Raw genomic sequence first — 11,538 nt, forward strand, 5'->3', positions numbered from 1 at the left:
CGCACGAGGCCCGCCACGCTTTCGCGCGGCGGGCCCCCGTTCTCCCCGGTTTGGGGTGTAACCCACGGTAATCCGTGACTACTTCTTACCCTTGCCCGATCCCGCGCTGTCGTCGCTCGACAGGACCGCGATGAAGGCCTCCTGCGGAACCTCCACGGAACCCACCATCTTCATCCGCTTCTTGCCTTCCTTCTGCTTCTCCAGCAGCTTCCGCTTGCGGGAGATGTCACCGCCGTAGCACTTGGCGAGGACGTCCTTGCGGATGGCGCGGATGGTCTCGCGGGCGATGACCCGGGAGCCGATGGCGGCCTGGACCGGCACCTCGAAGGCCTGCCGCGGGATGAGCTCCTTCAGCTTGGCGACGAGCCGCACCCCGTAGGCGTACGCCTGGTCCTTGTGGGTGATCGCCGAGAAGGCGTCCACCTTGTCGCCGTGCAGCAGGATGTCGACCTTGACCAGGCTGGAGGTCTGCTCGCCGGTGGGCTCGTAGTCGAGCGAGGCGTAGCCGCGGGTCTTGGACTTCAGCTGGTCGAAGAAGTCGAAGACGATCTCCGCGAGGGGCAGGGTGTAGCGGATCTCGACCCGGTCCTCGGAGAGGTAGTCCATGCCGAGCAGCGTGCCGCGCCGGGTCTGGCACAGCTCCATGATCGAGCCGATGAACTCGCTGGGCGCCAGGATGGTGGCCCGCACGACCGGCTCGTAGACCTCCGAGATCTTGCCCTCGGGGAACTCGCTCGGGTTGGTGACCGTGTGCTCGCTGCCGTCCTCCATGACCACGCGGTAGACCACGTTCGGCGCGGTGGCGATCAGGTCGAGCCCGAACTCGCGCTCCAGCCGCTCGCGGATCACGTCCAGGTGCAGCAGGCCGAGGAAACCGACGCGGAAGCCGAAGCCGAGCGCGGCGGAGGTCTCCGGCTCGTAGACCAGCGCGGCGTCGTTGAGCTGCAGCTTGTCCAGGGCCTCGCGCAGCTCGGGGTAGTCCGAGCCGTCCAGCGGGTACAGGCCCGAGAAGACCATGGGCTTGGGGTCCTTGTAGCCGCCGAGCGCCTCGGTGGCGCCCTTGGACTGGCTGGTGACCGTGTCGCCGACCTTGGACTGGCGGACGTCCTTCACACCGGTGATCAGATAGCCCACCTCACCGACGCCCAGGCCGTCGGCGCCGAGCATCTCCGGCGAGTTCGTGCCGATCTCCAGCAGCTCGTGCGTGGCGCCCGTCGACATCATCCTGATGCGCTCGCGCTTGTTGAGCTGTCCGTCGATGACCCGGACGTACGTGACCACGCCGCGGTAGGAGTCGTACACCGAGTCGAAGATCATGGCGCGCGCCGGGGCGTCCTTGACGCCGACCGGGGCCGGGACCTGCTCGACGACCTTGTCCAGGAGCGCCTCGACGCCGAGCCCGGTCTTGGCGGAGACCTTGAGCACGTCCGCGGGATCGCACCCGATGAGGTGGGCGAGCTCCTCGGCGAACTTCTCGGGCTGCGCGGCCGGCAGGTCGATCTTGTTCAGCACCGGGATGATCGTGAGGTCGTTCTCCATCGCCAGGTACAGGTTGGCGAGGGTCTGGGCCTCGATGCCCTGGGCGGCGTCGACCAGGAGGATGGTGCCCTCGCAGGCGGCGAGCGACCGCGAGACCTCGTAGGTGAAGTCGACGTGCCCCGGGGTGTCGATCATGTTCAGGATGTGCGTGTTGCTCTTGTCGTGGGTCGGGGCCCACGGCAGACGCACCGCCTGAGACTTGATCGTGATGCCACGCTCGCGCTCGATGTCCATGCGGTCGAGGTACTGGGCGCGCATCTGCCGCTGCTCGACCACTCCGGTCAGCTGGAGCATCCGGTCGGCGAGCGTGGACTTGCCGTGGTCGATGTGCGCGATGATGCAGAAATTGCGGATCAGAGCCGGGTCGGTACGGCTCGGCTCGGGCACGTGGCTGGGGATCGCGGGCACGCAGGGTCCTGATTCTTGAGGCGTCCGCAGTGTCTGCGGTCTCGGGTCGGATCGATACGTAGCCTCCATCGTCCCACGGGTGGGGACCATGGACGGGTTTGGGCCGGGAATGCACCCGCTGGTAGCCTGGGTGGCTGTGTCTCATGCCCTCTCGCAGGAGGCACGACCTCAAGAAATCACCCGGCGCGGATCCGTGCGGCCTCGTACGGCCCCGTGCCAGAACCTGAAAAGGCTCATTCGTGGCGAACATCAAGTCCCAGATCAAGCGGATCAAGACCAACGAGAAGGCGCGGCTGCGCAACAAGGCCGTGAAGTCCTCCCTCAAGACCGCGATCCGCAAGGCCCGCGAGGCCGCTGCCGCGGGTGACGTCGAGAAGGCCACCGAGTACCAGCGCGCTGCCGCGCGTCAGCTCGACAAGGCCGTCTCGAAGGGCGTCATCCACAAGAACCAGGCTGCCAACAAGAAGTCGGCGCTGGCTCAGAAGGTCGCCGCGCTCAAGGGCTGACGTTTGATGTGACGCCGGAGGGAATCGAGCGGGCCCTCTCTCATCCGCTCCCGTCCGGCACCCTTCGGATCCGCGCGCGGCCTGCGTTCGCCACGCGGGCGCGGATCCACCAGATGTGAACCGTAGGCCGGGTCTCTCTCCTGTTCCCCATGGGAGGGCGCCCGGCCCTCGGCGTGTTCAGGCGGTGTGTTCAGGCGGTGTGTTCAGGCGGGGGTGTCGTCAGGACCAGAACGCGTTGTTCGCGTCGATGTCCTCGACGCACTCGTCGAGGTCGGTGACCTTGTCGCCCACGATCCGGAAGACGATGCAGCCGGTGTCGTCCAGGTGCCGGCCGTTGCGCTCGGCCGTGAAGCGGGTCATGCCGACCGCGTGACCGCGGCCGTCGACGGCGATGCCGATCAGCTCGGCCCGCATCGTCCCGCCGGTCTCGGCGCTGAGCCGCTCGTACATGGCGATGATCGAGTCCACCCCCTTGAAGTCGCCCGACAACGGGTGGTCCCCGGGCACGTGGTGGGTGGCGTCCCCCGCCATCAAGCCGCGCAGGGTGTCCATGTCCCCGCGCGAGAAGGCCTCGAATCCCTTGCGGACCAGCGCCGCGTGCGGGTGCTCAGCCATGTCCCTCGCCACCTCTCCATCACTCGGCGATGTACGGCTGACACTCCCGATTCTCCCTCCGGGCCGCCCGCACGGCACATTCCGGGGCACAGTGGAGAGATGGACGCTGACGACACGACCGTGCTGGCCGGGGCCCGTGTGGCGACCCGGCTCCCGGCGCAGGATTTGGACCGGGCGCGGCGCTTCTACGCCGACAAGCTCGGCCTGGAACCGGTCGACGAACGGCCCGGCGGGCTGCTGTACCGGTGCGGCGGCGCGGAGTTCGCGCTGTTCCGGTCGGCGGGGGCCTCGCCCGGCACCTTCACGCAGATGGCCCTGGAGGTCGACGACGTCGACGCCGCCGTGGCGGAGCTGAAACGGCGCGGGGTCGTCTTCGAGGAGGTCGACCTGCCCGGCCTCCGCACCCGGGACGGGATCGCCGAGGTCGAGGGGCACTACCCGAGCAAGGGGGCACGGGGCGAACGCGGCGCCTGGTTCCGCGACAGCGAGGGGAACCTGCTGGGGATCGGTCAGCCGCTGTACTGAGTCTTCCGGGTACCGGCCTTCCCTGTACTGGGTCCGCGAGGAGGCCGGCCGGGGGCCGGTCCGTGGCCGACCGGCCGGGATCGTCAGCCCCGGCCCCGGGAGCGGGCCGCGCGGGCGATCGTGACCACCGCCTTCTCCAGGGCGTACTCGGGGTCGTCGCCCCCGCCCTTGACGCCCGCGTCCGCCTCGGCCACCGCCCGGAGCGCCACGGACACACCGTCCGGCGTCCACCCGCGCATCTGCTGCCGCACCCGGTCGATCTTCCACGGCGGCATCCCGAGCTCCCGGGCCAGGTCGGCCGGCCGGCCCCCGCGCGCGGACGACAGCTTGCCGATCGCCCGGACGCCCTGCGCCAGCGCGCTCGTGATCATCACCGGCGCCACCCCGGTCGCCAGCGACCAGCGCAGCGCCTCCAGCGCCTCCGCCGCCCGGCCCTCGACCGCCCGGTCGGCGACCGTGAAGCTCGACGCCTCGGCCCGGCCCGTGTAGTACCGCCCGACGACCGCCTCGTCGATCGTCCCCTCGACGTCCGCGACCAGCTGCGATACCGCCGAGGCCAGCTCACGCAGATCGCTGCCGATCGCGTCGACGAGCGCCTGGCAGGCCTCCGGCGTGGCCGACCTGCCCACCACCCGGAACTCCTGCCGCACGAACGCCAGCCGGTCCGCCGGCTTCGTCATCTTCGGGCAGGCCACCTCGCGCGCCCCCGCCTTGCGCGCCGCGTCGAGCAGGCCCTTGCCCTTGGCGCCGCCCGCGTGCAGCAGGACGAGGGTGATCTCCTCGGCCGGCGCCCCGAGGTACGCCTTCACGTCCTTGACCGTGTCGGCCGAGAGGTCCTGCGCGTTGCGCACGACCACGACCTTGCGCTCCGCGAACAGCGACGGGCTCGTCAGCTCGGCGAGGGTGCCGGGCTGCAACTGGTCCGGCGTGAGGTCGCGTACGTCCGTGTCGGCGTCGGAGGCCTTGGCGGCGGCCACCACCTCCTGCACGGCACGGTCGAGCAGCAGTTCCTCCTGGCCCACGGCGAGCGTCAGCGGGGCGAGGGGGTCGTCGTTCGCAGTCTTCCTGGGCATCGCGCCAAGCATCCCACGCGCCACTGACACCACGAGGCCGGCCGGGCCCCTAGGGCTCTTCCCGCCAGCCCTCCCACTCGCCGGCGAAGCGGTCCAGCTCCTCCGGGTCCAGCCGCTCCTCCTCGTCCCTCAGGACGACCAGCCACTGGGCGTCCTCGGCGTCGTCCTCCCCGGCCAGCGCGTCGCGCACCAGCTGCGGCTCCTCGACGACCCCGAACCGCTCCCGCAGCGCCTCGGCCACCTCTTCCGCGGCGTCCCGGTCGGGCAGCACCAGCACATGTCGCACATCACTCACGCCGGACATTGTCCGGCACGGCCGCGGACCGGGACGCCGCGGCCCCTCACCGCGCCTGCTCCACCCCGTCCGTGATCCGTCCGGGGCCGGCGGGCCGGACCGCGGGCACCCGGTCGAGCTCGATACCGAACCGCTCCCGGTACGCGCGGAGCACCTCCTCGTCCGTGCCCAGCTCCCTCTCCTGCCGCGTCCCGTCGGGCGCCGTCGTCGTGAACCGGCGCCCGCTGAGCGTGATCCGCCCTCCGTCCCGGGTGACCCGCGAACAGACCAGTGACCGGGTGAAGTGCGAGGCGGGTGAGCTGCTGTGCCACCACGCCCCGGCCACGAAGTCGCCGAGCACCCGCGGCCGCACCTCCAGCCGGTACTGCGCGCTGCCGCCCCGGATCACGTCCAGGTCCGCCGCCTCCACCCTGTCGTGCCCGCCGCGCACCCCGGCCGCGTCCGGCCCGGCCTCGACGATCCGGAACGTGCCCGCCGGGTCCTGCTGCTCCCCCCTCTCCCCGAACGCCAGGGGCAGGTGGCTGTGCGCCCCGAACCCGACGTCGGCCAGCCAGTCGCCCCCGTCCACCGTCCGCACCCGCAGCGCGAGATGGTCGTACGGGATCCCGAGCCGCTCCCCGTCCCCGTAGACCCGCCCCGCGAGCAGCTCCACCCCGTATCCCAGCGCCGCGAGCAACCACCCGAACGAGCCGTTCAGTTCGTAACAGAAGCCGCCCCGCCCCGACCCCACCACCTTGTCCAGCAGCCGCTTCTCCTCCAGCACGATCTCCTCGCCGAGGTGGATCGAGAGGTTCTCGAACGGCACGGTCTGCAGATGGCGCACGTGCAGCTCGCGCAGCGCGTCGACGGTGGGCCACGCCGGGTGCTCGACCCCGAGACGCCTGAGATAGGCGTCAACCTGTGCTGAGTTCATGCCCTCAGTCTCGCGCCACCGTCAGCCGGCCGCCCTCTCCCACGACGGCCAGCGCGCCGTCCCGGTCCGTCCGCAGCACCGCCGCGCCCCCGGCCCGCAGCGCCGCGACCGTGCCGGGCGCCGGGTGTCCGTACGGGTTGTCCTCGCCGCAGCTGATGAGGGCGAGCCGCGGAGCGACCCGGCTCATCAGTCCCGGGTCCTGGTACGCCGAGCCGTGGTGGGCGACCTTGAGCACGTCCACGCCGCGCAGCGCCCCGGCCGCCGGGGATCTCGCCAGCGCCCGCTGGGCCGGGGGTTCCAGGTCCCCGAGGAGCAGCAGGCGCAGCCCGCCCGAGCGGACCAGCAGGGCGACGCTGGCGTCGTTCGGCCCCTCCGGCACCGGGTGGGCCCACACCGCGCCCGCAGGCGAGCCCGGCGGCGGGACGGGCGGCGGCCACACCACCTGCCAGGACAGCTCCCCTGCGCGTCGCTGCTCGCCCGCCGCGGCCCGCGTCACGGGAACCCGCCGGGCCGCCGCGAGTCTCCGCACGAACGCGGCCTGCTCCACGGGCTCTTCCAGACCCGTCGTCTCGATCGCGCCCACCGACCGGCCGCGCAGCACCCCGGGCAGGCCCGCGACGTGGTCGGCGTGGAAATGCGTGAGGACGACCAGCGGGACCCTCGTGATGCCGAGCGAGCGCAGACAGTGGTCGACGCGCTGTGGATCGGGGCCCGCGTCCACCACCACCCCGGCGCCCTCACCCGCCGCCAGCACCAGGGCATCGCCCTGCCCCACGTCGCACATGACGAGCCGCCAGCCCGGCGGCGGCCAGCCCGTGAGCGTCCGGGTGAGCGGCGGCGGCTGCACCACGGCCAGCAGGAGCAGCACGCCGCAGGCCCCGCACCACCAGGGGTGCCGCAGCAGCCTCCGGCCCAGGAGCACCGCGAGCAGCGTGGCGGCGCCGAGCAGCGCCGCGCCCGTCCAGCCGCCCGGCCAGTCCACGCCCGCTCCGGGCAGCGCCGCCCCGCTCCTGGCGATCCCCGCGATCCACTCGGCGGGCCACTGGGCGCACCACGCCAGGACCTCGGCCACCGGCATCGCCACCGGAGCCGTGGCCAGCGCGGCGAAGCCCAGCACGGTCGCCGGCGCGACCGCGATCTCCGCGAGCAGGTTGCACGGCACCGCCACCAGACTCACCCGTGCCGACAGCACGGCGACCACGGGTGCGCACAGGGCCTGCGCGGCACCGGCGGCGGCCAGCGCCTCGGCGAGCCTCGGCGGCACCCCGCGCCGGCGCAGCCCCCTGCTCCAGCGCGGTGCGAGCGTGAGCAGGGCGCCGGTGGCGACGACGGACAGCAGGAAGCCGTAACTCCGCGCCAGCCACGGGTCGTAGAGCACCAGCAGCAGGACCGCCGTCGCCAGCGCCGGGATCATCGACCTGCGGCGGCCGGTCGCGAGGGCGAGCAGCGCGACGGCTCCGCAGGCCGCGGCCCGCACCACGCTCGGATCCGGCCGGCACACCACGACGAACCCGAGCGAGAGCGCGCCCCCGAGCACCGCGGTCCCCCGCAGGGAGATCCCGAGGCGGGGCGCGAGTCCCCTCCGCTCCGCCCGCTGGGCCAGACCCGGCGGACCGAGCAGCAGCGCGAGCAGGATGGTGAAGTTTGCCCCGCTTACGGCCAAAGTGTGTGTGAGGTCGGTCTCCTTGAACGCCTCCTCAAGCTCCGGAGTGATCCGCGAGGTGTCCCCGACGACCAGCCCCGGCAGCAGTGCCCGGGCGTCCGCCGGCAGCCCGTCGGTCGCCTCCCGCAGCCCGGCGCGCAGGCTTCCGGCGAACCGCTGGGCCGCCGACGGCTCCCCCACCACCTCCGGTCCGTCCCCACCCCGCACCCGCAGCACGGCTGCCACCCGGTCGCCGCCGGCCATCGCCGGTGCCGACCGCGCGCCGACCCGCAGCCGCGTCGAGGGCAGCAGACCGAGCCACGCCGACGGCGCCGTCCCGCCGGCGAACGGCCGTCCACTCCCCTCGCGCCGGCCGGCCGCCCCCACGTCGACGATCATGAGCACCGGCGTCCGCGTCACCACCGAAGCACCCCCGGCCCCGTGGACGCGCCGCACCTCGGCGTCGATCAGCACGGCGGCCGGAGCCAGGCGATCACCCCGGACGCGGGGGCGGGTGAGCCGGGGGTCGGAGGTGAGCTCGACCTCGGCCGTCACCGACGCGTACTCCCGTGCCAGCTCGGGCACCGGGCCCCGCCGCAGATCCGCGCCGTGCAGCCCGGCCGAGGCGGCGGCCGCAGCGACGCACAGCAGCACGGCGGCGGCCGACACCCGCGGCCACGCCGGCCCGCGTCCCCGGACCAGGGCCAGGAGGGCGACAGCGAGGAGGCAGGCGGTCACGACAGCCACGGCGCCGGGTGCCGGCACGTCGAGCACGAGCGCCGCCGTGCCCCAGGCCGCGAGGGCGGGCGGGACGAGCCGCAGGTCGGTGGGCCCTTCCTGCCGCGGGCGTGCGAGGCCGAGCCGGTGGCCCGAGGCCCGGTGCACGGACGGCCGGGCGGAACGGTCCCCGGCCGCATCCCCGTCCGGCCGCACAGGACCCGTCATGGCCGTACGAGGTTCCGCAGGTCGGCGAAGCGGCGGTCGCCGATGCCGTTCACCTCGCGCAGCTCGTCCACGGAACGGAACCCGCCGTGCCGCGTGCGGTAGTCGACGATGTGCTGCGCCAGCACCGGCCCGACGCCGGGCAGCGTGTCGAGCTGGTCGAGGGTGGCCGTGCTGAGGGAGACCGGGGCCGCCGGCGGCGCACCGCCCGCGGCCCCGCCCACCGGTCCGCCCGCCGGCCCCGCGAGGGCGGCGCCACCGGCTCCGGCACCTGCGGCGGGGGCGGCAGCTCCGACGACGACCTGCTCACCGTCCACGAGGAAGCGCGCCCTGTTGAGCCCGTCGATGTTCGTGCCGGGCTTCACGCCACCCGCCGCGCGCAGCGCGTCCGCGACCCGTGAGCCAGCCGGCAGCCGGTGGATCCCCGGCTCACGGACCTTGCCGCCGACGTCCACGACGATCTGCGCGGACCCCGCCGCACCGGCCGCCCCCACCGCGGCTGCCGCACCGCTCACGCCCGTTCCCTGCGCCGGCCCGGCCGACGCGTCCGGCCCCTCCGCCCCGGCCCGACCGCCCCGCCCCGGCTCCTCCCCGTACGGTGCCGCCGCGCGCACCACCTCGGGCGGCCGCACGGACTGGGTACGGCCCGTCCAGAAGTGCTGCACGGCGAAGGCCGCGGCGACCACGAGCACCACCGTCAGGGCGAGCACGTTCCGCCGCTCCAGGCCGCACCTCGTCTGCAACCACAGCGGCATGCGCTCCCGCAGCGAGAGCCCGGCCCGCTGCCGCCACTCCCCTGCCGCGACGGAACCGCCACCGCCGTGCGCCCCTGCCCCGACGGGACCGCCACCGCCGTGCGCTCCCGCCGGAACAGGGACAGGCGCGGCAGCCCCCGTTCCACCGGTCCAATCCCCCTGCGAGATCTCACCAGCGTCACTTCCGGGCGGCCCCGGCGGCCCCTGCCCCGACTCCCCCTGCTCCCGCGCCCGTTCCCCCGGACCGGCGCGTTCCCCGGACTCGGCACGTCCCCCGGACTCCGCGTGCTCCCCGAACAGCACCTCCGCCCGACGGCGGAGCTCCTCGGCGGACACGGACGCCGACGCGGAGACGGACGCCGACGCGGACGGGTGACCGTGCCGGCCCCGGCCACGCGCCCCGGGCCCCTGCCGGTGCCGGCGATGACGGACGCGCCCGTCGGAGGCGGGCCCCCGGCCCGGCCCACTGGTGACGGTCGCTGTGCGTGAACGTGATCGAAGTGCCATGCGACGAGGATCGGACACACCGGCCCACCCGCGATGATCATGGACGATTCCCGGGGACAACCACCCACTTGTGGAAAACTCCGTCCCTCACACGAGTGAGACGAGCCCCACCGCAACGTTCACCGCAGCGAAACCACGACCCCCAGCAATCCAGGCCCCGTGTGCGCCCCGATCACCGCCCCGACCTCACTGACATGCAGATCCGCCAGCCCGGACAGCCTCCCCCGCAGCCGGTCGGCGAGCGCCGACGCGCGGTCCGTGGCGGCGAGATGGTGGACGGCGACGTCGACCTGGGCACCACCCGCTCGCTCGGCGGCGATCTCCTCGAGGCGGGCGATCGCCTTCGACGCCGTGCGCACCTTCTCCAGCGGTTCGATACGGCCGTCGGCCAGCTGCAGCAACGGCTTCACCGCGAGCGCGGAGCCCAACAGCGCCTGGGCGGCGCCGATCCGGCCGCCGCGGCGCAGGTAGTCGAGGGTGTCGACGTAGAAGTAGGCGGACGTGCCGGCGGCTCGTTTCTCCGCCGCGGTGACCGCCTCGTCCACCGTGCCGCCCGCCTCCGCGGTCTCCGCCGCGGCGAGCGCGCAGAAACCGAGCGCCATCGCGATCATGCCGGTGTCCACGACCCGCACCGGCACGGGCGCCTGCCGGGCGGCGACCACGGCCGCGTCGTACGTGCCGGAGAGTTCGGCCGAGAGGTGGAGGGAGACGATGCCGGTGGCGCCTGACTCGGCCACCTTGCGGTAGGTCTCCTCGAAGACGGCGGGACCGGGCCGCGAGGTCGTCACGGGGCGCCGCTTCTGCAAAGCCTGGGCGAGGGCGCGGGTGGAGATCTCGGTGCCCTCCTGGAGCGCCCGGTCGCCGAGGACCACCGTCAGGGGGACCGCTGTGATGCCATGGCGTTCCATCGTCCGGGCCGGCAGGTAGGCCGTTGAATCGGTGACGATCGCGACATGGCGGGACATGAGCTGGAGGTTACCTGCCGTAGTGCCCGTGCGGCAGCCCGGACTCCACGCCCTGCCGTACGCGTGGCCGGATCAAGTGGTGCTCTCCGGGCGGGGCTTCTTCTGCCACGGGTAGGTGGGACGCGCCGCCGGCGGGGTGATGGCGGGCCGGTCCTGCTCCCGCGCCGGGCCGGACCGCGGGGTCTCCGGCCAGGTCTGCCCGGCCGTCGCGGCGTCGGCGGCGGACGCCTCCGGCCATGGCTTCGGGGCGGACGCGGGGGTGGAGGCAGCGGCGGACGGGGAGTCCGTCGCCGTCCAGTGCCGCAGGGCGCCGGCCTCCATGTCGATCTGGGCGCTGAGCGTGTCCAGGTCGTCCTCCGCGAAGCGGCGGGCCCGGTCACGGGCGGCCCAGCGCAGCGCGTCGGCGGACTCGACGATGCGCTCGGTGCGCTCGCGCAGGCCGGGCAGCCGCTCGGCGAGCTCCACGCGGTCCGGCTCGGACTCCAGGCGCTTGAGCTCGCCGTCCAGCTCGTGGCCGTGCGCGCTGAGCCGCTCGAAGAGGCCCAGGGACTCCTTCAGCGACGCGTCCTCGGCGACGGCCGCCTGCAGGGCGTCCTGGGTGGCGCGCATCGAGGTGCGCAGCCTCAGCCGCAGCTGGGCGATTTCACCCGCGGCGCCGGGCTGGGCGAAGGACTTGGCCCGCAGGGTGTGCTCCTCGACCGTGCGCCGGGCCTGGCTGATGCCGCGGTCCACTCCGCGCTTGGCCGCGCCGACCACCTTGACCGTCGCGTAGGCGCCGAGCACCACGAAGAGCACGACGAGCAGAGCGAATACTGCGATCACTGCTTCCACCGGCTCCTCCTCAGGGCGTCCG

Annotated in this window: 11 protein-coding genes; 2 read left to right on the forward strand and 9 right to left on the reverse strand. The window is 73.6% G+C overall.

Annotated features, from left to right (window positions below):
• Positions 1-78: 78 nt before the first annotated feature.
• Positions 79-1,947, reverse strand: coding sequence for a translation elongation factor 4 (gene lepA / locus ACF07N_RS12325; protein ID WP_392111455.1), 1,869 nt, complete (start codon positions 1,945-1,947; stop codon positions 79-81).
• A 239-nt stretch (positions 1,948-2,186) separates the two neighbouring features.
• Between lepA and rpsT the strand changes: the two genes are divergently transcribed.
• Positions 2,187-2,453 carry a 30S ribosomal protein S20 gene (gene rpsT, locus ACF07N_RS12330; RefSeq protein WP_010042013.1) on the forward strand — a complete coding sequence of 89 codons (267 nt, stop codon included), beginning with the start codon at positions 2,187-2,189 and terminating at the stop codon, positions 2,451-2,453.
• A 219-nt stretch (positions 2,454-2,672) separates the two neighbouring features.
• Here the strand turns inward: rpsT and ACF07N_RS12335 are convergent, their stop codons facing one another.
• A complete protein-coding gene (locus ACF07N_RS12335; protein ID WP_392111458.1) occupies positions 2,673-3,068 on the reverse strand; it encodes a nuclear transport factor 2 family protein in 396 nt (131 codons plus the stop codon).
• Between the two features lie 99 nt (positions 3,069-3,167).
• Between ACF07N_RS12335 and ACF07N_RS12340 the strand changes: the two genes are divergently transcribed.
• Positions 3,168-3,593: a VOC family protein gene (locus tag ACF07N_RS12340; protein WP_392111461.1), complete on the forward strand. Its 426-nt coding sequence runs from the start codon at positions 3,168-3,170 to the stop codon at positions 3,591-3,593.
• An 83-nt stretch (positions 3,594-3,676) separates the two neighbouring features.
• Here ACF07N_RS12340 and holA read toward each other — a convergent pair whose 3' ends face one another.
• The 7 genes from holA to ACF07N_RS12375 all read right to left on the reverse strand — a co-directional run bounded on the left by holA (position 3,677) and on the right by ACF07N_RS12375 (position 11,516).
• Positions 3,677-4,666 (reverse strand): DNA polymerase III subunit delta, encoded by a 990-nt coding sequence (gene holA / locus ACF07N_RS12345; RefSeq protein WP_383322550.1) that lies wholly within the window; start codon positions 4,664-4,666, stop codon positions 3,677-3,679.
• Positions 4,667-4,715: 49 nt separating this feature from the next.
• On the reverse strand, positions 4,716-4,961 hold the full coding sequence (locus ACF07N_RS12350; protein ID WP_383340048.1) for a hypothetical protein: 246 nt from the start codon (positions 4,959-4,961) through the stop codon (positions 4,716-4,718).
• 46 nt (positions 4,962-5,007) lie between these two features.
• Positions 5,008-5,874, reverse strand: coding sequence for an arylamine N-acetyltransferase (locus tag ACF07N_RS12355; protein WP_392111466.1), 867 nt, complete (start codon positions 5,872-5,874; stop codon positions 5,008-5,010).
• Positions 5,875-5,878: 4 nt separating this feature from the next.
• A complete protein-coding gene (locus tag ACF07N_RS12360) occupies positions 5,879-8,461 on the reverse strand; it encodes a ComEC/Rec2 family competence protein (protein WP_392111469.1) in 2,583 nt (860 codons plus the stop codon).
• A complete protein-coding gene (locus ACF07N_RS12365; RefSeq protein ID WP_392111472.1) occupies positions 8,458-9,720 on the reverse strand; it encodes a helix-hairpin-helix domain-containing protein in 1,263 nt (420 codons plus the stop codon). The genes ACF07N_RS12360 and ACF07N_RS12365 overlap by 4 nt, the downstream gene beginning before the upstream one ends.
• A 119-nt stretch (positions 9,721-9,839) precedes the next feature.
• Positions 9,840-10,685 (reverse strand): DegV family protein, encoded by an 846-nt coding sequence (locus ACF07N_RS12370; RefSeq protein WP_383322532.1) that lies wholly within the window; start codon positions 10,683-10,685, stop codon positions 9,840-9,842.
• 72 nt (positions 10,686-10,757) lie between these two features.
• The gene (locus ACF07N_RS12375; protein WP_392111475.1) at positions 10,758-11,516 is read right to left on the reverse strand and encodes a hypothetical protein; all 759 of its coding nucleotides are present in this window, start codon (positions 11,514-11,516) and stop codon (positions 10,758-10,760) included.
• Positions 11,517-11,538: the final 22 nt, after the last annotated feature.

This window comes from Streptomyces sp. NPDC015242 (genome assembly GCF_043079125.1).
Lineage (GTDB): Bacteria > Actinomycetota > Actinomycetes > Streptomycetales > Streptomycetaceae > Streptomyces.

Coding starts and splice junctions, on each gene's coding strand:
- ACF07N_RS12335 (WP_392111458.1), bottom strand. CDS start 3,068: ATGGCTGAGCACCCGCACGCGGCGCTGGTCCGCAAGGGATTCGAGGCC.
- ACF07N_RS12340 (WP_392111461.1), top strand. CDS start 3,168: ATGGACGCTGACGACACGACCGTGCTGGCCGGGGCCCGTGTGGCGACC.
- holA (WP_383322550.1), bottom strand. CDS start 4,666: ATGCCCAGGAAGACTGCGAACGACGACCCCCTCGCCCCGCTGACGCTC.
- ACF07N_RS12355 (WP_392111466.1), bottom strand. CDS start 5,874: ATGAACTCAGCACAGGTTGACGCCTATCTCAGGCGTCTCGGGGTCGAG.
- ACF07N_RS12360 (WP_392111469.1), bottom strand. CDS start 8,461: ATGACGGGTCCTGTGCGGCCGGACGGGGATGCGGCCGGGGACCGTTCC.
- ACF07N_RS12365 (WP_392111472.1), bottom strand. CDS start 9,720: ATGGCACTTCGATCACGTTCACGCACAGCGACCGTCACCAGTGGGCCG.
- ACF07N_RS12370 (WP_383322532.1), bottom strand. CDS start 10,685: ATGTCCCGCCATGTCGCGATCGTCACCGATTCAACGGCCTACCTGCCG.